This is a genomic window from Pseudoalteromonas sp. TAE79 (assembly GCF_000498015.1).
GTDB lineage: Bacteria > Pseudomonadota > Gammaproteobacteria > Enterobacterales > Alteromonadaceae > Pseudoalteromonas.
This window is the reverse complement of sequence record NZ_AUTL01000200.1, coordinates 1-23223: the sequence shown is the minus strand read 5'-3', so window position 1 is coordinate 23223 and position 23223 is coordinate 1. Positions and strand designations below refer to the sequence as shown.

General features: G+C 39.4%; 26 protein-coding genes and 2 pseudogenes. 9 read left to right on the top strand and 19 right to left on the bottom strand.

From position 1 onward, the window contains the following. Positions 1-33 precede the first annotated feature (33 nt). On the bottom strand, positions 34-657 hold the full coding sequence (locus L655_RS0115125; protein WP_008467336.1) for a recombinase family protein: 624 nt from the start codon (positions 655-657) through the stop codon (positions 34-36). A 269-nt stretch (positions 658-926) separates the two neighbouring features. Between L655_RS0115125 and merR the strand changes: the two genes are divergently transcribed. From merR to L655_RS0115095, 6 genes are all read left to right on the top strand, one after another. Then, complete coding sequence (gene merR, locus L655_RS0115120; RefSeq protein ID WP_008110844.1) at positions 927-1379, top strand: Hg(II)-responsive transcriptional regulator; 453 nt, start codon at positions 927-929, stop codon at positions 1377-1379. 190 nt (positions 1380-1569) lie between these two features. Continuing rightward, positions 1570-1917: a mercuric transporter MerT family protein gene (locus tag L655_RS0115115; RefSeq protein ID WP_008467333.1), complete on the top strand. Its 348-nt coding sequence runs from the start codon at positions 1570-1572 to the stop codon at positions 1915-1917. A gap of 46 nt (positions 1918-1963) precedes the next feature. Continuing rightward, positions 1964-2248 (top strand): mercury resistance system periplasmic binding protein MerP, encoded by a 285-nt coding sequence (gene merP, locus L655_RS0115110; protein ID WP_008110847.1) that lies wholly within the window; start codon positions 1964-1966, stop codon positions 2246-2248. Beyond that, entirely contained in the window at positions 2248-2667 is a 420-nt protein-coding gene (gene merC, locus L655_RS0115105) for an organomercurial transporter MerC (protein ID WP_008467331.1), read from the top strand. Before merP ends, merC begins: the two co-directional genes overlap by 1 nt. 20 nt (positions 2668-2687) lie before the next feature. Then, positions 2688-4127, top strand: a complete 1440-nt coding sequence (gene merA / locus L655_RS0115100; RefSeq protein ID WP_024603994.1) for a mercury(II) reductase — start codon at positions 2688-2690, stop codon at positions 4125-4127. A 113-nt stretch (positions 4128-4240) separates the two neighbouring features. Then, positions 4241-4678, top strand: coding sequence for a MerR family transcriptional regulator (locus L655_RS0115095; protein ID WP_008110853.1), 438 nt, complete (start codon positions 4241-4243; stop codon positions 4676-4678). Between the two features lie 169 nt (positions 4679-4847). Here L655_RS0115095 and L655_RS0115090 read toward each other — a convergent pair whose 3' ends face one another. Further along, a complete protein-coding gene (locus L655_RS0115090; protein ID WP_275041153.1) occupies positions 4848-7817 on the bottom strand; it encodes a Tn3 family transposase in 2970 nt (989 codons plus the stop codon). 256 nt (positions 7818-8073) lie between these two features. Between L655_RS0115090 and L655_RS0115085 the strand changes: the two genes are divergently transcribed. Then, the gene (locus tag L655_RS0115085) at positions 8074-8538 is read left to right on the top strand and encodes a zinc ribbon domain-containing protein (protein WP_024605469.1); all 465 of its coding nucleotides are present in this window, start codon (positions 8074-8076) and stop codon (positions 8536-8538) included. A 100-nt stretch (positions 8539-8638) separates the two neighbouring features. Here L655_RS0115085 and L655_RS0115080 read toward each other — a convergent pair whose 3' ends face one another. From L655_RS0115080 to L655_RS0115000, 16 genes and pseudogenes are all read right to left on the bottom strand, one after another. Further along, on the bottom strand, positions 8639-8989 hold the full coding sequence (locus tag L655_RS0115080; RefSeq protein WP_024602002.1) for a hypothetical protein: 351 nt from the start codon (positions 8987-8989) through the stop codon (positions 8639-8641). Positions 8990-9039: 50 nt separating this feature from the next. Further along, entirely contained in the window at positions 9040-9411 is a 372-nt protein-coding gene (locus L655_RS0115075) for a hypothetical protein (RefSeq protein ID WP_008109666.1), read from the bottom strand. Positions 9412-9421: 10 nt separating this feature from the next. Then, positions 9422-9844, bottom strand: a complete 423-nt coding sequence (locus L655_RS0115070; protein WP_004589270.1) for a hypothetical protein — start codon at positions 9842-9844, stop codon at positions 9422-9424. Continuing rightward, the gene (locus L655_RS0115065) at positions 9828-10493 is read right to left on the bottom strand and encodes an isoprenylcysteine carboxylmethyltransferase family protein (protein WP_024605468.1); all 666 of its coding nucleotides are present in this window, start codon (positions 10491-10493) and stop codon (positions 9828-9830) included. Before L655_RS0115065 ends, L655_RS0115070 begins: the two co-directional genes overlap by 17 nt. Continuing rightward, positions 10486-10821 (bottom strand): annotated as a pseudogene (locus L655_RS0115060) (DUF2933 domain-containing protein). Before L655_RS0115060 ends, L655_RS0115065 begins: the two are co-directional and overlap by 8 nt. A 9-nt stretch (positions 10822-10830) precedes the next feature. Continuing rightward, positions 10831-11184: a cupredoxin domain-containing protein gene (locus L655_RS0115055; RefSeq protein WP_004589267.1), complete on the bottom strand. Its 354-nt coding sequence runs from the start codon at positions 11182-11184 to the stop codon at positions 10831-10833. Positions 11185-11195: 11 nt separating this feature from the next. Next, positions 11196-13439, bottom strand: coding sequence for a heavy metal translocating P-type ATPase (locus L655_RS0115050; protein WP_004589266.1), 2244 nt, complete (start codon positions 13437-13439; stop codon positions 11196-11198). A gap of 101 nt (positions 13440-13540) precedes the next feature. Next, the gene (locus L655_RS0115045) at positions 13541-13954 is read right to left on the bottom strand and encodes a MerR family transcriptional regulator (protein ID WP_004589265.1); all 414 of its coding nucleotides are present in this window, start codon (positions 13952-13954) and stop codon (positions 13541-13543) included. A gap of 306 nt (positions 13955-14260) precedes the next feature. Further along, entirely contained in the window at positions 14261-14683 is a 423-nt protein-coding gene (locus L655_RS0115040) for a hypothetical protein (RefSeq protein WP_024605466.1), read from the bottom strand. 391 nt (positions 14684-15074) lie between these two features. Then, the gene (locus L655_RS0115030) at positions 15075-15308 is read right to left on the bottom strand and encodes a heparan-alpha-glucosaminide N-acetyltransferase domain-containing protein (RefSeq protein ID WP_024605464.1); all 234 of its coding nucleotides are present in this window, start codon (positions 15306-15308) and stop codon (positions 15075-15077) included. Further along, entirely contained in the window at positions 15299-16177 is an 879-nt protein-coding gene (locus L655_RS0115025; protein ID WP_024605463.1) for a copper resistance protein B, read from the bottom strand. Before L655_RS0115025 ends, L655_RS0115030 begins: the two co-directional genes overlap by 10 nt. Then, positions 16174-18048, bottom strand: coding sequence for a copper resistance system multicopper oxidase (locus L655_RS0115020; protein WP_024605462.1), 1875 nt, complete (start codon positions 18046-18048; stop codon positions 16174-16176). The genes L655_RS0115025 and L655_RS0115020 overlap by 4 nt, the downstream gene beginning before the upstream one ends. 27 nt (positions 18049-18075) lie before the next feature. Continuing rightward, positions 18076-18546 carry a nuclear transport factor 2 family protein gene (locus L655_RS0115015; RefSeq protein WP_021032425.1) on the bottom strand — a complete coding sequence of 157 codons (471 nt, stop codon included), beginning with the start codon at positions 18544-18546 and terminating at the stop codon, positions 18076-18078. 15 nt (positions 18547-18561) lie between these two features. Next, on the bottom strand, positions 18562-19449 hold the full coding sequence (locus L655_RS0115010; protein WP_024605461.1) for a CopD family protein: 888 nt from the start codon (positions 19447-19449) through the stop codon (positions 18562-18564). Between the two features lie 19 nt (positions 19450-19468). Then, the gene (locus L655_RS0115005; protein WP_024605460.1) at positions 19469-19816 is read right to left on the bottom strand and encodes a copper resistance CopC family protein; all 348 of its coding nucleotides are present in this window, start codon (positions 19814-19816) and stop codon (positions 19469-19471) included. A 53-nt stretch (positions 19817-19869) separates the two neighbouring features. After that, a pseudogene (locus L655_RS0115000) lies at positions 19870-21423 on the bottom strand (efflux RND transporter permease subunit); the annotation flags it as partial. 232 nt (positions 21424-21655) lie between these two features. On the opposite strand from L655_RS0115000, the gene L655_RS0114995 reads away from it, so the two are divergent. Then, on the top strand, positions 21656-21931 hold the full coding sequence (locus tag L655_RS0114995) for a prevent-host-death protein (RefSeq protein ID WP_024608500.1): 276 nt from the start codon (positions 21656-21658) through the stop codon (positions 21929-21931). Further along, on the top strand, positions 21915-22262 hold the full coding sequence (locus L655_RS0114990) for a type II toxin-antitoxin system RelE/ParE family toxin (protein WP_024608499.1): 348 nt from the start codon (positions 21915-21917) through the stop codon (positions 22260-22262). Before L655_RS0114995 ends, L655_RS0114990 begins: the two co-directional genes overlap by 17 nt. Positions 22263-22636: 374 nt before the next feature. Here L655_RS0114990 and L655_RS0114980 read toward each other — a convergent pair. After that, positions 22637-23223: IS5 family transposase (locus L655_RS0114980; RefSeq protein WP_024603875.1), on the bottom strand; the 587-nt coding region annotated here is incomplete at its 5' end.

The following is a 23223-nucleotide window of genomic DNA, read 5'->3' as shown; positions in this document are numbered from 1 at the left end:
AGGGGTTTTGCGCCCATCCCCTCGAAATTAACCTTAGTCTAAATTTTTAAGCTTTTTTCTAACTCTAATTACCGTACTTCGACTAACTCCAACTGCTTCAGCCGTTTTATTAATACTAAATCCAGCTTCAGTAAACGAGGCAATCCTATCATGAGCCTCTAAATCAGGCTGACGACCGTGATAAAGTCCCTTTTGCTGTGCTTTTACAATACCTTCTTTTTGCTTACGTTCACGTTCTCGATATTCTTTATATGCACTGGCCGCTAATATTTCTAACAGCATATTATTAATAGCACTAAGTATTGATCTCATAAAATCATCACTTGGAAAACTGCCAAATGTTAAATGACTGGTTGGTAGATCTAAACTAACAACACTAATTCCTTTTTCATTTATTGAGGCTACAAGAGTTTTCCAATCATCAGGGCTTAGCCTTGTTAAACGATCGATTGATTCAACTAACAAAACATCACCGGACTCTGATTCATCCAATAAACGAATTAGCTCTGGTCTATCTAAAGAATTACCAGATTTATTTTCTATATAAAAAGAAGCAATTCGTTTGCTGAAGCCAGAAACGAATTTTTTTAATGAGCTTTTTGCTCTATTTGCATCTTGCTCAGAAGTTGATGCTCGTAAATATGCTCTTATGAACATTTTTGCCTAATTAGGTCTATTTAGATGGTGTCATATCATATAGGTTTATTTAAGTGGTGTCATTACGTAATTGCCTGTGATATATTAACAGTATCTTTAGGGTGTACTCATGTAGAACTGCATGTAATAACACTAATTTGGACTTTGATAATGAAAAAGGATAAACCATACATTGTTGTGGTTTAATATTGTTGTAACAACGGTAACTTTACTTATTTAATAGAAGAAAAAACAAAATCAATTAGCGATGTTTAAACTGGTATTCATTGATGGTCACTTTAATTAGATATAAAGTAAGTAAACAAAAAGTCAGTAAGGTAATTGATAACGTGTCTAAACGAACCATAAGTATGTTGGCTAAAGAACTGAGTGTAAATGTCGAAACAATTCGCTTTTATGAACGCAAAGGCTTAATTAAACAACCACCAAAGCCTATGCAGGGCTATAGACATTACCCGAAAGAAACGGTAAATAGAATACATTTTATCAAGCGTTCTCAAGAATTAGGTTTTACGCTAAATGAGATTGAAGGGTTACTTGCGTTAAACGATAGTCCATGTAGTAAAGTACAAGAATTAGCTAATAAAAAACTGATCGCAGTACAAAAAAAGATGGCTGACTTGTTGTTGTTAGAACACGCTTTGGAAGAACATTTAGGACAATGCCAAAATAATGATGACGATAGCCACTGCCCAATAATTGATTCGTTGCAACCGAAGTAAATGATTCACTTAACTACCATTTCCCACTAAAACAGCATATCCAATTTTACTTCTGCGCCTTAATTCAAGTTAGCTTATTCCCCGTATCTGTCGTAGCAGATTATCAAAGATAAATTTTTTATAAATCACCCTTGACTCCGTACTTAGGTACATGCAATACACTTGCATTATCACTTAATGAGGTATCTATATGAATCAAAAAGAATCAAACCTTCCAATGATAGGAGGCATCATAGCAGCATTAGGCGCAGGCGTATGCTGTGTAGGTCCTTTGCTCCTGTTATTACTTGGGGTAAGTGGCTCATGGATTGGTAATTTAACTGCATTTGAACCCTATAGGCCATTATTTATCGCATTTGTAGTGTTGTTGTTTGGTTACTCAGGTTGGAAAATTTACCGTCCTGTAGAAGAGTGTGAGCCGGGAACGGCCTGTGCAATTCCTAAGAAACAGCAACAACGAAAAGTCATTTTCTGGCTGAGCGTTATAGTTGCGACAATTTTAGTGACCAGTAATTATTGGATACTTTTGTTTGCTTAATATACAGATCAAGAAATTTATAACATTTTAAAATTTGGAGCTAATTATGAAAAAATTATTATTAACCGCACTGCTTTCACTTTCTAGTTTTGGTGCTTTTGCTGAAGTAAAAACAGTTACACTGGAAGTGCCAACGATGAACTGTGCGACATGTCCAATCACAGTTAAAAAGTCATTAGAAAATGTTGATGGCGTTGAAAATGCGAAAGTTACCTACAAGCCTAAGCTAGCTGTTGTTTCTTTTGATGACACTAAAACCAACATCAATGCATTAATTGCAGCGACTACCAACGCTGGCTACCCTTCAAATTTAAAAAGTGAAAATAAGTAATGTTTAGCCCCTTAGAACTAGTTACGCGTATCGGAGATAAAGCAGGCTCTATAGGTGCACTTGTTTCGGCAATGGGATGCGCCATGTGTTTTCCCGCGATAGCTAGTCTTGGTGCGGCAATTGGGATGGGATTTCTTAGTCAGTGGGAAGGGGTATTTATCAATACGTTGTTACCACTGTTTGCAGTATTAGCGCTGGCAATGAATATCTTAGGCTGGTTTAGCCATCGTCAATGGCACCGTAGTTTTATCGGTTCAATTGGCCCCATTTTGGTTTTACTCTCTTTATACCCTTGGTTCCAGTACGGGTGGAGTTCATACGTTACTTATACGGGGCTAGGACTAATGGTTGCTGTATCAATTTGGGACATGGTTTCTCCTGCGAATAAACGCTGTGATGATGAAACTTGTACCGCTTAACTTTTTAAGAGGAATAAAATATGTCAACGAATAGTTGTTGCTCGTCAAATGACATCCAGCCAGAACAATTACATGTAGCCATTATTGGTAGTGGTTCAGGGGCCTTTGCCAGTGCGATTAAAGCAGCAGAAGGCGGAGCAAGAGTTACTATCATTGAAGGAGCCGATGTAATCGGAGGTTGCTGTGTAAATGTCGGCTGTGTTCCTTCAAAAATATTGATCCGTGCTGCGCAATTAGCGCATCAGCAACGTACTAACCCGTTTGATGGTTTAGAAAATATTCAGCCACAACTTAGCCGCTCCTTATTAGCACATCAGCAAAACGCTCGCGTCGAAGAACTACGCGATGCTAAATATCAACGTATTTTAGAGAGTAATCCCGCGCTATCTTTACTTAAAGGTTATGCACGTTTTAAAAATCAAAATACCTTGCTAGTTCACAAGTCTGATGGTAGTGAAGAAGAGCTGGTTGCAGATCGCATTTTAATTGCAACAGGCTCTACACCAAGCATTCCGCCAATTAAGGGTTTAGTTGATACACCTTATTGGACATCAACAGAAGCCTTATTTGCAGAAGAGTTACCGAGTAGTCTAGTTGTCATCGGCTCCTCCGTTGTTGCTCTGGAAATTGCGCAAGCTTATGCCCGTTTAGGTAGCCGTGTGACAATTCTAGCCAGACATACCCTTTTATATGCTGAAGATCCGTTATTAGGTGAAAAACTGGCAGAGTGCTTTGAAAAAGAAGGTATTAGGGTACTTAATAATACGCAAGCAAGTCATGTTTCTTATGATAGCAATGGTTTTTCATTGGAAACTAACGAAGGAACATTAATCGCTGAAAAATTGCTTATCTCTACGGGTCGCCATGCAAATACTGGAAAGCTTGGTTTAGAAAATGTTGGTGTTGAAACAGATAAAAGTGGTGCCATTGGTGTTAATAGTATGATGGAAACATCAACAGCTAACATTTATGCCGCTGGAGATTGCTCCAATATGCCACAATTTGTTTATGTTGCTGCTGCTGCCGGAAGTAGGGCTGGAATTAATATGACAGGTGGAAATGCGCAACTCGACTTATCTACCATGCCTGCTGTTATATTCACCGACCCACAAGTTGCTACGGTAGGTCTAACCGAAGTACAAGCTTCAGCGGTAGGAATAAATACGATAAGTCGTGTACTTGATATGGAAAACGTACCAAGAGCTTTAGCAAATTTTGAAACGGATGGTTTTATCAAGTTGGTAGCTGAAGAATCCACGGGAAAACTGATAGGCGCACAAATTTTAGCCCATGAAGGCGGAGAACTGATTCAAAGTGCGGCTCTTGCTATTCATAATAAAATGACAGTCGAAGAATTGGCAGGTCAACTATTTCCGTATTTGACGATGGTTGAAGGATTGAAGTTATGCGCTCAAACCTTTAGCAAAGACGTTAAAGAGCTATCTTGCTGCGCAGGGTAATCATTTAACGGTAATGTACTTACAGAAATGTTAATGGAGTGCCAATTGATTGAATGTAATCAAGATATCTTAAGGCATTCCATTAACAACACAAATTGGAAGCATGCTAAATCATGATTAAATCTAAGGTTGAAAACATTCCTGTTGGTGAAGTCAGTTTTTTGACAGAGATACCTGACATCAATAAGTTCATTAGTAGTGATGATGATGCGTTGGATTTTCCTTTGAGTATTTCTCAACTGGCACTAGCTGCACAAACATCTGTCCATACGGTAAGAAATTATGTTCTTGAGAACTTAGTACACTGCGAAGAAAAAACTAAGTCAGGCCATTCACTTTACGGCTTATGTGCATTAAAGAGATTAAAGTTCATTCGAGCAGCAAGGGCGGCAGGTCTTCTTGTAGTTGATATCAAGCCATTACTAATGGCAATAGATGCAGGAGAAAGAAAAGTTCCTGAAGACATCCAAAAGCTGCTACTTACTAAAATCGAGCATAGAAAAGTATTTTTAAATCTAGTAACAAACCAAATTGAAGAGTTTTGCAATTAGAACAATTATAGAACAGTTCATGGCTCGACTAAAAACTTGTTAGCTTATCTGTTTTCTATCAATGTTAGCTTGTATATATCAAGCATATAGAATATCAACACCTCCAATTTTTAATGGCACTTTGATGCGCAGTACCTTTTGAATTAGAAATACAAACAGATGGCATTCTTTAACTTATTGATTTTACATCACTAAGTAAACCAGCTAAGTCGATTTCTTTGCGGTCTTTATTAAAGGCATATTCCCCATTTAGATTAATGTGTTGCCAAGCAACAGGTGAAAGCCGAGAAATAACATCAACCACATCTTGCCTACCGTTCCTCTCTTGGATTTGTAAAAATGCCGATAGTAACGCGGAATTATAATAAATAATGCAATTTGAAATGAGTCGAGCACAATCGTTCCATTGTGATACTTGGTAATCATTCCCCCCTCGAAATTTATTGCCATTAACTGAAGTAATAGCACGTTTTAACTGATGGTATGCTTCACCTCTGTTCAAGGCTTGCTGGACGTAATGACGCAACGTTGAATTATCAACATACTCCAAAACATAAATAGATTTAATTAAACGGTCGTACTCATGCAATGCTGACAATCTTCGGCTCTTGCCGTTACTCAACTTTCTAATGATTGTGCTTTGAGTGGTGGTTTTACGACTCAATGAACAAACAATATGCTGAATATTGTCCCATTCTTCAGCAATTAGCTTATGATTAATATCTTTCTTTAATTGAATACGGCCTCCGTTCTCTTCAGTCACTTCAAATAGCTCAAAAAACACCTTTTTCATTTTCGCGTATCGAGGGGCGAATGTGTAACCAAAGAAATCTAATATAGCGAAGTTAACATTATTGGTACCATGCGTATCGGTCGATAAGGTATTAGGCTGTATATCTGAAGAGTTGTTATAGAGTAAGTCAAAAGCAAAGTGACCTTCATATTCGTTAGCGCCAATGACTTGCGTACTCACCGGAACATGATTAGAAACCAATGTTAATGCTGAAACACCTTTACCTTTGGAGAAGTACTTAGACGAATACCGAGCCTTAAACGTATTTATGCGACACTCAAATTTTTGACCATCAATGCTTGAAAACAACTGATTATCGTCCACATGGTAATAGGCAAATATTGGCAACGTGGCTATAGCATTAGAAACCTGATCATTAGACGTTTTGAGTGTTTCATATCTGACATAACTATCATCTACACTGCGTAATTTACCCATTGAACGGTCAGAGATATTCGCCATTTTATATAGGCCGTAATTGGTGCCGTTTGCCAATATACAGGCGATCAGATCTTCTTTATTTACTGGTGATTTTTCTTTAGTTGCTGATATGTGTGTAAATGAATTTAAGTAACCTGTCTTTTGATCAACAAACAACATGAGTTCAACGATACCCATGTGTTGAATTTGATTGTAGAGCGGGTTTTCAATTGTTTGTTGCCAACGGCTGTTAGGAATTGACCACTTGAGTTCGGCTTTGCCAGGAATAAACTCAACATACTTATTATCACCACTAAAGATATGCTCGCTTGCTTCCTTCAGCTTAACTTCTAATTGTTGGCTCTTATCTGCGAGTGTTTGGTTAATCGGTGTTGCCAGCTTATCAAGGCCAGTGTTTTCAATGATTGTCTCTTTTTGCTGCCATTCTTTAGGTTGTATAAGATCTGACGTTAAACTACGGTTATTAACGCTTTCTTTCACCGTTAAGCTATTACTGTGAAATAATTGTTCGGCTTTACGATAAAGGAAATACTCAAATCGATTAGCAATTAATTTGGTATTTTCTCCCTCTAAATACTCTCGGTCATGTTTAGGTACCACATCGATGTTAATGGTTTGGATAGCCTTTAATTCACTAAGTTCAGAATGTGCCATAACATACTGCTCATGGAGTTCATCCTTTAAATGAATGAACTCAATATCGATAGACATAAATAATGAGCGGATAAGTTTTTTAATTTTACTGGATTGTTTATCAATAAATTGCCATTCGTACTGACGGCCATCAAAGTCGTTATTATCTAAGTGATCACTTAACAGTTTAATACTGTCAGCAGGGATCAATTCAAAGGCTTTTTTACGTACATCACCAAAGCTTAAATCATCGTCCATATCGGTATCGATGAAGTACTTTAATAAACTACCAGCGGATTTTAATTTGGTTCTTACAATGGCTACATCTTCAACAATACGCTGCTTTGCATAGCCTTTAGCTGATTCGGTTAACTTCCTTACCAAGTAAATAAATGCAGCAACAAGATTGTCGTTAGTCTCTCGGTACCTGAAGAACAAGTAACAAACGAGATATAAAATAGTTTGGCTATCTGCGTGTCTTCTAAGCTTATAAACGGACTTGTGCTTTACCAGTGAAGCATAGTATTCAAGATTTTTAGGTGATAGCTCCAGTTCAGCAATCAGTGACTTAATTTCTGGATAAAGCGAGCGTATAATTTTATGCGTCTTCAGCTCTTGGGTGATTTGGCTCGTTGAAAAGTCCTTAGCCATTTTCTTTAACTTGGCTAAGTCAGTAAAGGTATTATTTGACTCAAGTAATTTAAGTAATGTTTTTCTGGTACCTGAAGACAAACTATCAAGCAGCACCATTTCAATTCGGTTACGCTCATTTGATAATACCGTAGAAATAGTGTCTTGCAGCGTTGTATAACCAGCTAGCGCTATTCTGTTTTGACCAAAATAAGCAATACATTCATCAAAAACATACCTTGGTTCAAGGTTGATTTTTACAACATCGTTAAGCCTTTTTAATAGCGGCTCTTTATCTAACTTGCTTTGGTATGCTGTAAACCCTGTATATTTTAATAACTTATTAATCAGCTTAGTTTTTGTTGTTGGTGATAAATCCTCAAGAGACATATCTTTATCGCTGAAATACTTGGATCTTACATAATCTAAATCATTACTGACTTGAGTAAATGAGAAATTAAATACTATTGGCCGTGACCTAAAGTAACCAAGCAGTAAGATAAAATACACTCTGGTTTCAATACGTCTTAATTCGTTGACGAGCCTTTGAGTTTCACTATCTAACGAAAAATAATCATCACGATCTTTACGGTTAAAATTGGGTAAGGCATAGAGTTCGTTGATTTCTGATTCGCTGAGAATTTGTATACGCTTGGTGTTTGATGAAGAAATAGTGGTAAGCCTTTCTTGTTATTTTTAATCAGCATACCTTAATCAATGAGGTTAATGTTTACCAGTCAACTGCTTAACATTACCATAAAGCCGATTTAAGCGACTAAAGTGGTAAACTTTTCATAAGATAGTTTACCACTGTGTATTATTACTTAAGAATACTAATGCCGATTTCGAGGGGATGGGCTAAATAATACAAACTGTGTTATTCAAGGGGTGAAGTCCAATGGTACGAAAAGTTACTCTAAGCGTGAAAATTCAAGCTAAGGTTAATTTCGAGGGGATGGGCGCAAAACCCCTAAAAGCGATGCAAAAATTCAATGGCAGTATGGTAGCTGACAATGTGATGGCTCTGATAACTCAGCTTTCAAAATACAAGGCTGAGCTTGAAGGTAAACTCTATCATGAAATTGGTCGATTTGAAAAATCGACTGGGATTTGCGCAGAATGCGGCCAACATCATGTTTTGACATTGAACGACAGATATTTCACATGTACGGCTTGTGAAACTAACCAAAACCGGGACTTGTCAGCGGCTAAAAGCATAGCAAAAACAGGTGAATTAGATTTGATTGCGGCTGGGATCGTCGCAAGGGTAGCCCCCACATCTCAGCAGAAAGCAGCTAATAAAATGAAAGTCTTCGAGCTATCGAAGTTTGCTGTTGGATCTGAGAAAAAAGAAGCAGCCTAGCATTCATAAGCTAGACTGTAGAAGCCCATTGATCGACACGGAGTGGCGTCGATGGGTAGTTCACTGTTATGCTCTTGTGGTGGCTTTCGCCACCACTTTATTAGTTTTCAAGTTCCACCATATCTTTCGCTGCAATGTCACCAGACACTAGCTTTACAGTTGCGAAATGATCATTCACAATTTTAGTAATTTGTACCGTTCCTACCTTTTCGATAGTGTAGGGATCTTCACCTTCACTCAATACTATTCTTTCATGGAATCTAATAACACTGTATTTTTGCCCAACCTCTGCGCCATGCTTAGCACCAATACAGATTAGAGTTCGATTATCAGAACTTTCTACTACCTGACCTCTCACCATGTATTTATGATAAAAAGTGGTATTGGAACAACCCACTAAATATAAACCGAATGTAAGCAATAAAAGAGCTTTTATATAGGGTGTTTTCATCACTGTTACCTCATTTGACTAACTAATTATCTATACACTTTTTTATGAATTCATTTGTTTTTCCGGCCAGCCCCCGAAGGTGCTTGATGACAACTCCAAGGCTTATGAACAGAGTTATCTTTGATGTTCTGATCAACAAATTTATAGTAACTTTCTTTAGTATGTGTCCACCAATCATTATGAACATCTGCGCCATACTTACGGATTACCTCCTCAATCCCATCAAGGCTTACGTTTGCGGCATCATAGGCAAGGTGTATTTCACCTTCTTTGATGTTGTAACTAACTTCATCTATACCAAAAAGCTGATCTATTTCTTTTACTAACTCGTCACAGCTTTCTTCTGTGACATTGCTAAGCTTTAGATTTCGAACAACTAAATTTTGCTCTCTAACGCCAACTCTATGATTTAAATCGCTCATAATTTTTCTCCTAATGTTTGTGTGAATGCTGTTGATTGCTATCTTTCATTTCTTCCATTTTGCGGTTCATCTGCGGCATCATGTTCCCCATCATTTCTAAATGATGTTCAGCCATCTTGATTTGTTGATGCATTGGCATTTCTTCCATGTTTTTATGCATGGATTGCATCATCTTCATCATTGAACGGTGATGTTCAACCATCATCTGCTGTTGCTTTTCAGGATCTTTTTCAGTTTTAATGACATGGACTTCCTTTTTCATTTCCATCATCTTTTTGTGCATTTCTCCCATGTTCTCATGTGGTATTGCCATGCCTTGATGCATATCAGCTTTGTTCGCACCTTCATGTTTATGCTCATTGTTTTGGGCAAATGAGCTAGTGGTTATCAGTAGTGAACTAATAAATAAAATTGATTTAGTTAACGTTTTCATGATTTTTACCTTCTACACTTTTATTAAAATTTGGGATCCAACTCGGTGTCGATTCCATATACCTGTGGTACTCCGAACCAAACTCAGCAATCGCTTGTGCTTCTTCGCGTTTCCCTAGCTCGACGTAAACAACGACTAAGATCGGAAACATCGCAAGTGTTGGGGTTGTCGGCCACTGCAATAAAAAGCCGAACATGATTAGAATGAAAGCTACATACTGTGGGTGGCGACACCTTGCATACCATCCAGTTGTAGCCAATTGATGATGTTTTTGCGCGTGATGCAATACATTCCATGCTGAAGACAACATAAAGAAACCTGCAACAATAAACACCATACTCACTATATGAAATGGGTCCCAATGGGCATCACCTTGAAATCCAAAGAAAGTATGTAATAAATGCCCATTTTCATGCGCAAAGAAATTTACTTCTGGATAGGTCTCCGTCAGCCACCCCGACAGAAAATAGATAGTTAAAGGAAAGCCATACATTTCAGTAAATAGGGCAACAATAAAGGCAGAGAACGCGCTTAGACTTCTCCAATCAGTTGATGTTTTTGGTTTGACAAAACTAAAGGCAAAAAAGATAAAAATTGCTGAGTTCAGTATCACCATTGACCATAAGCCATAATCATATGTTTCATTCATCACTGCTCTCCTTTTTATGTGATTCCTTACGTGCCTTTTCTAACCCTTGTATGTAGCCATCGTGATAGGCTGCATTTTTATCCGTGAGTTCTTAAGAGCTCTCTTCCTTTTTTTCATCAGGCGCATGTGAATGATCGTGACCATGTTTACCATGACTGCCATGCATAAATACGTGCATCAAGGGGCATAGCAATAAAATCAAGTAGGGAAGAAATTGCAGCATATGTTGACCATGCTCAAGCACTAAGAAGTAGGTCACTGCGGCAATAAGTGCCAGTGCAGCCCAGCCTGTAGGTGTTGACCAAAAATTAGTGTGTTGATTTTTCATATTGCCCTCCTAAACGACTTTTAAGACACCGCGATACATTTGCATCTGACAGTGAAACTCATGCTCTCCCGGTGATAAGTTCAATAGGGTAATTTGAGTAATTTCATTTAATTTAAGCTGTTCGCTTATATCCAATGAAGGAATAAGCATTGTTTCAGCGCAGGGGGATTGATCTTTGCGCATAAACTTCAGAGTGACAGGTTGGCTAGCAGACACCTGAATTGAGGATGGGGAATACACACCATCCCTCACTTCAATGAGTACTTCATTACCTTGAACGATTGTTTTATTGGGTTTATATAGCCAAAACCACCAAACAATCAGCGCGATTAACATTAAGCCTAATAAGTTAATAACCATCATTGTGATTCTCCTTAATGCTCTTTTGCTTTAAAAAAGCGAAGTCGATTTGCATTTGACACTACAGTCAATGACGAAAACGCCATTGCAGCACCTGCAATTACAGGGCTAAGCAGAATGCCAAAGAAGGGATATAGAACCCCCGCAGCAAAAGGAATCCCGGCTACGTTATAGACAAACGCGCCAAACAAGTTTTGTTTGATATTTCGTAAAGTAGCTTTGCTTACCGCTATGGCATCAGCAAGGCCATGAAGTGAACCACGCATTAGGGTAATGTCAGCACTTTCGATAGCTACATCAGTCCCTGTGCCTATGGCGAAGCCAACATCGGCTAACGCTAGCGCAGGAGCATCGTTGATGCCATCTCCTGTCATACCAACAATTTCGCCGCCTTCTTGTAGCTCTTTCACCTTGTTGGCTTTATCTTCTGGCAGCACTTCAGCAAGAAACTCACTAATACCCACTTTTTTAGCTACGGCGGCAGCGGTTTCCTTGTTATCACCCGTTAACATGATGACGCGTATACCATTAGCCTGAAGCCGTTTGATAGCAGAGATTGAGTCTGACTTGATAGGATCTGCAACAGCAATGATTGCTGCAAGTTCACCATCTACAGCAAAGTACATAGGTGTTTTGGCTTCTTTGGCTAAAGACTGTGCTTGTTCAACAAAGCCTGTGAGGTCTATGCCTTTTAACTTCATTAGTTTATCGTTTCCGAAAAGCAGGGCTTTGTTGTTGCAGCTTGCTTCTACACCAAAACCCGTAATGGCGTTAAAGGCTTCAATTTTTAGTAACTCAATATCCTGATCTAACGCACTTTCAACAATCGCTTGCGCTAAAGGATGCTCTGAGCCGCTTTCTAAACTTGCTGCAAGCTGTAGTACGTCTTTTTCGTCAGTAGCTTTTGCTAAAATAATATCGGTTACCTTAGGTGCCCCTTCAGTAATAGTGCCCGTTTTATCTAAAATCATGGCAGTGATTTTAGAGGCGGTTTGCAGTGCCTCACCGTTGCGAATAAGCACTCCGGCTTCTGCTGCTTTTCCTACTCCCACCATGACAGACATGGGTGTTGCCAAGCCTAAAGCACACGGGCAGGCAATAATAAGCACAGTAGTTGCTGAAACGATGGCAAAAGCAATGGCTGGCTCAGGTCCAAAGTTAAGCCATGCTAGCGCACTTAACACAGAGGTAATCATCACGACAGGTACGAAAAAAGCTGAAATAACATCGGCCAAACGGCCAATCGGCGGTTTTGAATTTTGTGCTCGTTTCACCATATTGATGATCTGTGCAAGCGCCGTGTCTTTACCAACGCGTGTGGCTCTAAATAAAATCATGCCTGATTTGTTCAAAGTACCTGCGACAACCTCATCTTCTTCAGCTTTTTCAGCAGGCATAGGTTCGCCTGTCAGCATGGACTCATCAATAGAGGTGTGTCCTTCCAATACCACGCCATCGACGGGAATTTTTTCACCCGGTTTTACCTTCACAATATCGTTAAATAAAACCTGCTCAATACCTATCTGAACTTCTTTGTTGTCACGAACCACGGTTGCTGTTTTGGCTTGCAAGCCGATAAGACGTTTAATGGCCTCAGAGGTTTTACCTCTGGCTTTGATTTCTAATGCTAAACCTAAATCAATTAAGCCAATGATCATGGCGGTAGCTTCAAAATAAACATGCCGTGCCATCAATGGAACAGCGTCAGGTGCAAACACGACAACCATCGAATACAACCAAGCCGTGCCTGTTCCTAAAGCAATTAGGGTGTCCATATTGGCTGAATGATTTTTGAAGCTCTTCCATGCTCCTACATAGAAATGCTTGCCTGAAAAATACATAACACCAAAAGTTAAAATGCCTACAACCAACCAAGAAATTCGTTCAAGGTTTGTTTCAACCGTCATTTCTCCAACTACAATGCTGTAGATCATCAAAGGAACGCCGAGTGAAAGGGCAATAAACGTATCGCGCATTAGCTTCTTATAATATGCCCAATCAGCCGCCTCTTTCTCATCAAGCGCATCTGTTGCTGAGCTATCATCAATTGGCTTCGCGTTATACCCCACTGACTCAACAGCTTTGATCAATTCTTTTGTTTTAGCTGTCCCATAAACTGTTACTGTCCTATCAGCAAAATTCATTTCCGCACTGACGACTCCAAGAGTTGCCTTCAACGCCCCTTCAATTTTGCCTACACAGCTAGCACACCCAGCACCTTCAATGATAAGCTGTTGGTTATGTGATACTTTCTCCAACGTATTCTCCTTACTTTTACACGAAGAGGATTGAGCTTTTGCCTGACAGCAACAGCCTGATTCAGTTTTTATATTTGTGTTAGTAGCCACCCTTTTTCCTCCTATGCTTTTTTAATTTGCTCAAAGTTTTCGATGAGATGACAAACCATGTTTGCAGTCGGTGCTTTGTCTTCCATTTCTTCCCATCGAGAAAGCGCAGAAGACATTTTTCCTCGAAGTGCCAACATTGCTTGAAACTGCTTTTCTGTTTCTTCAAGCCGCTCTTTGATCAGGCTTCTGACTAATGGGCACGCACTTTTACCATCTTCAGATTCATTAATAATTTCCTTGATATCTGCAACAGAAAAACCAAGGTTTCTGGCACTTAAAATGAATTTAAGTCTCGATACTTCTTTATTCGAGTATGACTTGTAGCCGTTCACTGACTTAGCAGGTTTTAACAATCCCAATCGCGAGTAATAGCGCACCGTATCAGCAGTCGTTCCAAGGCTTTTTGCCAGCTCTGCAACTTTCATGTTCACTCCTTAGTTCTTAACCTAAGTTTGTAATCTCACCTACAGCTTAGGCCTGTGTCTAAGACACAGGTCAAGTGATTATTCGTGATTAATAATGCAAAAGCTAAAAACTAATTTTTGGTAAAAAGAGGAATCTCGGCCAAAATCGACAGTATTAATTACTGTAAATGGCAATAACTTGAGCATTTTCATAATGCCTTTCCAAATATCGTACTAATCGTTCAAAACAATTGATTATTTAAATCAATGAATAAGTCATTCTATTTTTGATGGGAGTGGCGAAAAAAAGACGCACTGATCCTGTGATTAGCCAATAATTGGTGGACGATAAAGTAAGAGATGGATACCAGGTTTTGGTAGAGGTGTACGCTGTAGAAGTAGCTCAGAGTAAATATTGCAAATACCTTCCTCTTGCGCTTGCACAAGATAGGCATTTAAATGAAAGCTTGTACAAAAACCGCCTTCACAACAAACACAATCACCAGCTTTACATTTTTCACAGTCTTCATCACCATGACGGTTTTTAGAATCTTGCGAATTTTCAGTGTGATAGTGACTATTGTCAATCATTGATTGATGATGCATATTTTTGCTTGGTTGTATAATATGCGTGTCGGATGAGCCATTATGATGCTCTTCACAATTCATTGGTTTAGCAATAGCAAAGCCATGCTGCGTAAGCAACACAGTTATTATTACTATTTTAAACCACCTGAAAAGTCCAAACATTATCATTCCTTCTTTAGCACCTACAATATTAGCCACTTTATAAAAATAATTTTATGATCTTGATCAACCTTTGAACTAAAACCTAAACTTTTTACTTTTTTAAACAGCTTAAACTTCACAAGTATAAAAGGGGTGTCTAATTTATACTCATGAGATTGAAGCCAAGCATGAGCACCATTAAAAGAAATAAAAACCCTACGCTCATAACTAGGTATTGAGTAATGGGTCATTTTTCCAATTGTTCAGCTTTAAGCGCAGTACTTTGCAACAATCGGTTCTATCCCGGGCACATCCAATTCCCGTTCATCAAAAGTGATAAAATGGCCTATTGTACGTCTTTCAATGGCGATGTTTTTTGCCTTTACTCTTTAACCTTAACCATTCGCCAACTTTACTTCTTAGCTGATATTCCACCTTGATAGGTATACACCAGACTGGCACCGACTGAAAACAAGAAGTAGCTTACTATTACTGCTCTTAGCTCTTTCCAGAAAAAGCCGTTAGGTATGTCTGTTCTAATATAACCAAAATAGTTTAAATCCCAGACAAAATGAAAAGCTACCATCAATATAATTGCGGTAGCTCTCATTAAATCAATGTAGTTATTTCTTCGTATTAAAACCAAAATCTTAAACCGGCAACAAACTCAGTATCGTTGCTGCTCTGCTCGTTTAGCTTGGCGTAATCTGCTGTGCTACCAAATTTATTAGTCCACTCTACACCTACATAAGGTGCAAATTGGCGAGTAAATTCATAACGAACCCTAACGCCAATAGCAGTACTAGATAGCCCACTGCCTAGCTCATTTTGTTCATCGTCTTTACCATAAAATGTTATTTCAGCACGAGGCTGTATAATGAGCCTTTGTGTTAAAAGCAGCTCATATTCAGCTTCTGCTGTAAATGCTGTATTGCCGCTCTCACCTACATACGCTGTCATATCAAGCTCAAACCAATAAGGTGCTAAGCCTTGAATACCAAACGCTAACCATTGACGGTTTTTGCCTTCTTTATAATAATCGTAGCGAATACCGACTTGCGTATCCCAATAAGCCGAAATTGCATGACCCCATAAAATATCAGTTTGATTTTCTTCAAGCTTGCCATAACTAACATCGCCCTCGGTTTTTATCACTAATCGATTAAAGGTGGTGCCGTACCAAGCTTGTAAATCGAAAACAGCAGCATCGGCTTGTTCGTTATACTCAAGGCGATCACCTAAAATAGCGTAAAACTTATACTCATCTGCAAGGGTTAAGCGCTCGCCATCTGCTAAAGCATATGGCCCTTGCGTTAAGGTTGTGCCATTAGCATAAGCGTGTGGATCGCGAGCATTTTTAGGGGCATCGCCGCCTTGCGGCTGCATTTTATCGCCNCCCGCCATATCGCCAGACATGTCGCCCATTTCAGTTTGAGCAAACACATTCAGGCTCAATAACGGTGCGCTAATTAATAGTGCACTAGTAAGTACTGTTGATAAGGTTAAATTTCTCATGATACAACCACCTCTCTAAACATACCTGCATCCATATGAAACAGTAAATGACAATGCCAAGCCCAACGACCAACATCATGTGGCGTAGTTAAAAAGCTAATTCTTTGGGCGGGCTGTACCATTATGGTATGGCGGCGAACTAACACATCGCCTTGATCGTTCTCCAAGTCGCTCCACATACCATGTAAATGCATAGGGTGTGTCATCATGGTATCGTTTTGTAAAATAACTCGTACCCGCTGATTATGCTTCATATGCACAGGGGTACTTTTACCAAACTCTAAGCCATCAAAAGACCAGCTGTAGCGTTCCATGTTGCCGGTTAAATGCAGCTCAATTTCGGCTTCGGGTGCTTGGTGGTCAACTATGCCATCAAGAGAGCGTAAATCTGCAAGTGTTAAAACTCGACGGCCGTTATTGCGCAGCCCAATACCAGGATCGTCTAAGTTTGTGCGTGGCGTATCAACGCGCATATCAATTGAGGCGCCATATTCTGTTTTAGCGTGGCGAACTTTCTGACTTGGAACAGCCAGTGGGTTTTTACCCATATTATGCTTACTATGGTCCATTGCCATTGCACCGTGGTCCATTGTGCTATGATCCATTGCCATTGCACCGTGGTCCATTGTGCTATGATCCATTGCCCCCTGATCCATACTGGTTTTGTCCATGCTAGCGTGGCCCATAGCGCTGTGATCCATTCCAGGCATAGCAGAGTGATCCATATTGCCCATCATATCCCGCATTGCTAACCACTCAACTGGGTCAAGTGCAGGCACTGGCGCATCAATATTAGCAGCGACAGACAAAGTCCCTTTGGCATAACCTGAGCGGTCCATGCTTTGTGCAAAAATTGTGTATGCGTCATTTTTAGGCTCAACAACCACATCGTAGGTTTCACCTGGACCAAAGCGAAACTCATCTACGGTAACGGGTTCAACATTTTGTCCATCTGCTTGTACCACAGTTAATTTTAACTCTGGGATACGTACATCAAAAAAGGTGTTACTTGAGCCATTAATAAATCTTAAACGTACTTTTTCACCCGCTTTAAACAGCCCACGCCAATTAGCCATTGGCGCAGTACCATTCATTAAATAGGTCATTGCCGAAGCCGATAAATCAGCTAAATCGGTTGGACTCATTCGCATCTGGTTCCACATTTCACGTCGTTGAAGTGCATTAGCAACGCCGCTTGTTGCTATGTCATCAAAAAACTCAGGTACAGTGGGCTGATTAAAGTTAAACACATCCCCCTGAATTTTTAATTTACGGAATAACTCCATAGGATCATCATCAGTCCAATCAGAGAGTTGAATAATATGTTCATTATCTGCGCTGATAACATCTTGCTCACGAGGCTCAATAATTAACGCCCCATACATACCGGTCATTTCTTGAAAGCCACTGTGTGAGTGATACCAATAAGTACCGCTTTGTTGTAACTTAAATTTATAAACAAACGTTTCGCCAGGCATAATGCCTTTAAAGCTAATGCCCGGTACACCATCCATTTGATACGGTAAAATAATTCCGTGCCAGTGAATAGAGCTAGGTACCGCTAAATTGTTGGTAACGCGAATGGTCACATCGTCACCTTCTTTAAGGCGTAATGTTGGCGCGGGAATAGAGCCATTAATGGTGGTTGCCATACGCACTACACCTGTGAAGTTTACGGGTGACTCATCTATCACTAAATCTATTACTTCTCCACTTAGTTCGGGCGCAGTACCTGTTGAAGTTCCAGCAATCAAAGATGAAGCTGCATGAAGAACACTTGGAAAAGCAGCTAATACACCGCCAGCAATTACACCTTGTACAAAGCGTCTACGTGGCGTAGAAACTTGATGTAATGGATTTTTAATTCTCATTTTGTACTCCGTTATTTAACCAATAAATTAATGTGACCAATGAATGTGCTTAATCTTCCATTCACCATTTTGTTTTTCCAGCACTATCGTTTCCATGCCTTGATAATCGCGTTCAACACCTTTATGAGTACCTGTAGTTTGACTACGCGACGCAGAGATAGCGGTATTTCCAAGTATCGTCACTTGATGTTCAAGTGTGTCGCTCTTCATCGCTGCTAAATACTTCATATCCGACAACATATGATGATGAGCATATTCATCAGCGCTCCTTTCAACGCGGCCTCCCTCGAAAATGGTGACATCATCCGCTAACTGCGCTCTAGCCTGTTTTTGATTGCCAGTTTCAAGTGCTTGATGAAATGCCAAAACAACTTTTGCGGCAGGGGTATCTATACCTTTAAACAAACCTTTGTCTTTGTTCTTATCACCATGAGCGTTTGCTGCGAAACTAAACGTCATTAATAAAACAAGTAATATATTTATTGTTTTCATTTTCATTCTCTCTTTTAGGTTTTAATTTGCAGGGCCAACAACACTAGTAAGCCCAGCCGTTACAGATAAAATGGCAAAAGCTACTACCATTTCTATCGAGATAGATTTAGATAAAGCCTCTCTGCCTTGACTATTTTTAAGTTGTGGAACGAGTATTAGTTTATGTTTAGCAGCAAGTGCCAAAATAGACACTACAAGGGCCAATTTAAACAACAGTGTTTGTCCGTAACTTGAGCTTATTAGTGCATCAAGACTTCCGATCAATTGAATCACGAGCCAGAGGCCTGCTACCAACAATAGGCTCACTGTAAAACTTGCTTGTTTGCCAAAGCTTTCCATCAGCAAATGAAGTTCTGCATAACTTAGCTGATGGCAAGCCTGTTTTAGTGGCAATAACGCCCCAAACCACCATGCCATAACGAGCACATGCAAAATAAGCAAGCCTTTTTCAATTGTGCCTAACTCAGAAATATGACCCAGTAACGTGAATGAGTATGCAAGGATTAATAAACTCAACATTAAAGCGCTTTGTTTTAAGTACGAGTTCACAGCGAGTTTGAACCTTAAAGCTAAAGCGATTATTGCGGTAACTAGCCCAAGCGCTCGAAGCAAAGCTCCAGTGCCGACAGAGGAGTCCCACATAATAGCCAATATATCAGCGTCTATCGCCCCCTGAATTCCCTCTTCTGCCATTGCACCAGTACTGGCAAAGAACCAAGTAATATTAGCGATCAAAGCCATAACTATATAAGTTCTTGTCCACGTTAAATTCGCTATTACAGTATTAGTATGAGATTCATTATTCTCAAATATTTGCCTGAAAAATGTATAACCAGCAATACAGGCAAAGCCGACGTAAAATACAATTTTTGACAGTACAATGACTGTATTCCAGATATACATTTCCATATCAATCACACCGCCTATTTTAGTGAACCATAAAGCCGAAGCTATGTTTCATTTTATGACCATCGTTACCTAAGAAGGTTACATCCACAGCATAGTTTGCAGGAGCTAATTTAGGTAGTTTCCATGTAAATTTGCTAGTAGCGACTTTAGAAGGCTCGAATCCAAATTTAAATTCTTCGCCTTGTTTATTGGCCAATGAAACTTTTACAACACGTACCTCTTTGGTGAACGCCAAAGTTAACTCTTCTGGAGGATTCATTAGCATTGCATTATCAGCAGGCACACTTTTTTCAAGATGCACATGCGCAAATACCGCACTACTAAAAACGACACTGATTACGGTTAAAAATTTAATTAGTTTTTTCATATTTACCTCTATTTTAGTTTATTGAAATTGCTATTTATGGTTTCTTAACTTCGCTAAGCATTACTTTTTAGCTCCGCCTTAGAAAGCTCCTTGTTAAAGGCGTTTAATTCTGGCTTTTTAACGATTGAGTAAATTACTGGGAGCACAATAAGAGTGAGTAGCACAGCACTTGTCATTCCGCCTACCATAGGTGCAGCAATACGACTCATAATCTCCGAACCTGTTCCTGTACCATATAAAATGGGCATCAAGCCGATAATGATTGTTGCAACTGTCATCATTACTGGGCGAACTCGTAAGCCTGCACCGTGCAATAATGCATCTTGATATGCATCATCAGAGATAGGTTCAGCTCGCTCTTCAGCTTTTTCCTTAAGCTCAGCAAGTGCCTGATTGAGATAGACCAACATTATCACACCAATCTCAACCGCTACCCCAACTAGAGCAATAAAGCCCACGCCAACAGCCACAGAGAAGTTAAACCCTTCCAGATACATCAACCATATGCCACCAATCATCGCCATCGGCAAGGTAACGATAATGATAGCCACCTCACTAAACGCTCTGAAGTTTAAGTAAAGTAGAATAACAATAATGGCGAGTGTTAAAGGCACTACATAGGTGAGCTTTTCTTTCGCCCTTTCCATATATTCGTATTGCCCAGCCCAAGTAATTGAATAACCTGCTGGTAGTTTTAGATTATTAGCCAAGTGTATTTTTGCACTTTCAACATAAGTACCTACGTCAACACCGTCTATATCGATAAACGACCAGCCATTTAAACGAGCATTTTCACTCTTAATCCCCGGCGGACCGTTCTCAACTCGAATATCTGCGACATCACCTAGTGCAATGCGTTGACCACTTGGTGTTACAACAGGTAATCGTGATAGCTGCTCAGGAGAGTCTCGATAGTCTTGCGGATAGCGTAAGTTAACAGGGTAACGCTCTTGACCTTCTACCGTTTGGGTAACGTTCATACCACCAATAGCTGTAGAAACCACTTGTTGAACATCTTCGATGTTTAACCCAAAGCGACTTGCCTTATCGCGTGAAATATCAACGTTGATATATCGTCCACCTGCAACTCGCTCTGAGTAAACTGATGCTGTGCCTGTAACTTCGGGTAAAATTTGCTCTATTTGTTGGCCGATTTCCTGAATCACATCAAGCTCTGGTCCGGCGACTTTAATACCCACAGGCGTTTTTATGCCTGTTGCTAACATGTCGATTCGGGTCTGGATTGGCATAACCCAAGCATTCGTTAAGCCCGGAAACTTAATCAATTTATCAAACTCAGCTTTTAACGATTCAGTAGTCACACCCTCTCGCCACTGCTCTTGTGGCTTCAATTGAATAAAGGTTTCAATCATGGTTAAAGGTGCAGGATCGGTTGCAGTTTCAGCTCTTCCTACTTTACCAAACACTGTTTCAACTTCTGGCACAGTGCGAATAAGCTTGTCTGTTTGCTGCAATAACTCCCTTGCTTTACCAATTGAAATACCGGGATAGGTAGTAGGCATATACATGAGATCGCCTTCATCCAATGGCGGAATGAATTCACTACCAATTTTATCTACAGGCCAAAAACCAATTAAAAACGTCACGAATAGAATCCTTATTTATTCTTCTTTAGGAGGAGTATATCAACTAAAAAAATCTACACACAAAAAGACTTACCCTAAGGTACTCGTGGATAAACCTTAAAATAAAGATATACACCTTGTGGGGAAGCCTAAATAAAGACTAAATTTAGTCTTTTATTATTCTCATGCTATAATTTAAGTAAGCAGTTGAATACTTCGTGCTTAATTTGGAACAAATAAAAAGGTGAATACCATGAGAGTTGAGACTATCAGCTACCTAAAGAAAAATGCGGCTACTTTAACACTTGATGAGCCTATGATTATAACTCAGAACGGAATCCCATCGTTTGTTATTGAGTCATTTGCAGAGAAGAAAAGAAGAGATGAAGCGGTCGCTTTATTGAAGCTTTTATCATTCTCTGTAGAAGATTCAAAAAACAACAGAGTTATGTCTAGTGCTTCATTCAAGAAACGATTAGCCAATCGTAAACTTGAAGCGGAGAAAATAAATAATGACGCAAAAATTTGAGATTGAATACACCGAATCATTTTATAAGACAACGGAAAACCTAATCAATCATCTATCATACTACTCAACTGAAATAGAAGTTATTAGTAAAATAGAGAAAATAATAGATGACTTTGAGGAAAGAATAAAACGAGCACCGGAATCTTGCCAAATATCACCGCCTCTAATGCAAGAGCTTGGAATTAAAACATGGAGAGAGTACAACAAAGGCGGCATTCGAATACTATACCGCGTCATAAAAGATGAAAGTAAAGTAGTGGCTGATGTATTTTTATCACAAAAACAAGATATAGAAAGGGCCCTGACAGACTACTGTCTGATGCATATTTAAGAACTTTTTTATTTTCTTGCGCCCTAACAGGCGCGCGAAAAAGGATGTCGGCTGATCCTCTAAACGATGTATTGCTCCCCAGAAGTGCTATTGGCCTTTATGTTCTACAATATTTTTTGTAAAACAGCTCTAATATTTCTCTTGTTTCATGGTCTTCTCGTTGAAGTGGTTTTGTTATTTTGGCATACATTTGAATCAAAAGACGATTGAATATAATGGTGGCGTGGTGTCCTGTCATTTTCAAACAATTCAACCCCTGCATGAAAACATATTGCATCATTTTCTCCTGGAGAATTACTTACAAGTGATTCTACTATTTTTTTATATTCATTTTGCCTAAACGCTAGGGGCTGTTGATCTTTGTAGTACATATATCAATCAGCCCACATTGGTAGCCACATCATAGTAAATGCTAAAGCGAGCATTGAATGATAATTTCGTTCAAGCTTTTCATACCGCGTGGCTATCCCTCTATATTGCTTAATACGGCCAAATGCATTCTCAACCAAGTGCCGATATTTGTACATGCACCAGTCAATATCTTCATTGCCTACTAAACTGTTGCCCTTACGTGGAATAACGGGTGTAGCGTTATTATCACGAACAAACGCTCTCAGTTTTTCACTGTCGTAGCCTTTATCTGCGACAACCATATTACTTGTTGGGCAATTAGCTACGAGTGACTCTGCATGGACGATATCATGCGTATTTCCACAGGATAATTCATAATAAACAGGCAACCCTCCGCTATCGACTGCAAGATGAATTTTCGTAGAATTTCCACCTCGGCTCTTTCCAATTGATTCATTGTCAGCAGTTCTTGCACCGCAACTATGTTGATGAGCCCTGACAATACTGCCATCAATGAAGACCCAATCCATGTCCGCATCACGAGATAATGCGCGAAACAGTTCATTCAAAATCCCTTTTTTGGACCATAAATTAAACCGTCTGTAGATAG

Bases quoted from the DNA above. Each gene is read 5' to 3' on its own strand.
- L655_RS0115125 (WP_008467336.1), bottom strand. From the start codon at position 657: ATGTTCATAAGAGCATATTTACGAGCATCAACTTCTGAGCAAGATGCA.
- merR (WP_008110844.1), top strand. From the start codon at position 927: ATGGTCACTTTAATTAGATATAAAGTAAGTAAACAAAAAGTCAGTAAG.
- L655_RS0115115 (WP_008467333.1), top strand. From the start codon at position 1,570: ATGAATCAAAAAGAATCAAACCTTCCAATGATAGGAGGCATCATAGCA.
- merP (WP_008110847.1), top strand. From the start codon at position 1,964: ATGAAAAAATTATTATTAACCGCACTGCTTTCACTTTCTAGTTTTGGT.
- merC (WP_008467331.1), top strand. From the start codon at position 2,248: ATGTTTAGCCCCTTAGAACTAGTTACGCGTATCGGAGATAAAGCAGGC.
- merA (WP_024603994.1), top strand. From the start codon at position 2,688: ATGTCAACGAATAGTTGTTGCTCGTCAAATGACATCCAGCCAGAACAA.
- L655_RS0115095 (WP_008110853.1), top strand. From the start codon at position 4,241: ATGATTAAATCTAAGGTTGAAAACATTCCTGTTGGTGAAGTCAGTTTT.
- L655_RS0115085 (WP_024605469.1), top strand. From the start codon at position 8,074: ATGGTACGAAAAGTTACTCTAAGCGTGAAAATTCAAGCTAAGGTTAAT.
- L655_RS0115080 (WP_024602002.1), bottom strand. From the start codon at position 8,989: ATGAAAACACCCTATATAAAAGCTCTTTTATTGCTTACATTCGGTTTA.
- L655_RS0115075 (WP_008109666.1), bottom strand. From the start codon at position 9,411: ATGAGCGATTTAAATCATAGAGTTGGCGTTAGAGAGCAAAATTTAGTT.
- L655_RS0115070 (WP_004589270.1), bottom strand. From the start codon at position 9,844: ATGAAAACGTTAACTAAATCAATTTTATTTATTAGTTCACTACTGATA.
- L655_RS0115065 (WP_024605468.1), bottom strand. From the start codon at position 10,493: ATGAATGAAACATATGATTATGGCTTATGGTCAATGGTGATACTGAAC.
- L655_RS0115055 (WP_004589267.1), bottom strand. From the start codon at position 11,184: ATGATGGTTATTAACTTATTAGGCTTAATGTTAATCGCGCTGATTGTT.
- L655_RS0115045 (WP_004589265.1), bottom strand. From the start codon at position 13,954: ATGAAAGTTGCAGAGCTGGCAAAAAGCCTTGGAACGACTGCTGATACG.
- L655_RS0115040 (WP_024605466.1), bottom strand. From the start codon at position 14,683: ATGTTTGGACTTTTCAGGTGGTTTAAAATAGTAATAATAACTGTGTTG.
- L655_RS0115020 (WP_024605462.1), bottom strand. From the start codon at position 18,048: ATGAGAATTAAAAATCCATTACATCAAGTTTCTACGCCACGTAGACGC.
- L655_RS0115015 (WP_021032425.1), bottom strand. From the start codon at position 18,546: ATGAAAATGAAAACAATAAATATATTACTTGTTTTATTAATGACGTTT.
- L655_RS0115010 (WP_024605461.1), bottom strand. From the start codon at position 19,449: ATGGAAATGTATATCTGGAATACAGTCATTGTACTGTCAAAAATTGTA.
- L655_RS0115005 (WP_024605460.1), bottom strand. From the start codon at position 19,816: ATGAAAAAACTAATTAAATTTTTAACCGTAATCAGTGTCGTTTTTAGT.
- L655_RS0114995 (WP_024608500.1), top strand. From the start codon at position 21,656: ATGAGAGTTGAGACTATCAGCTACCTAAAGAAAAATGCGGCTACTTTA.
- L655_RS0114990 (WP_024608499.1), top strand. From the start codon at position 21,915: ATGACGCAAAAATTTGAGATTGAATACACCGAATCATTTTATAAGACA.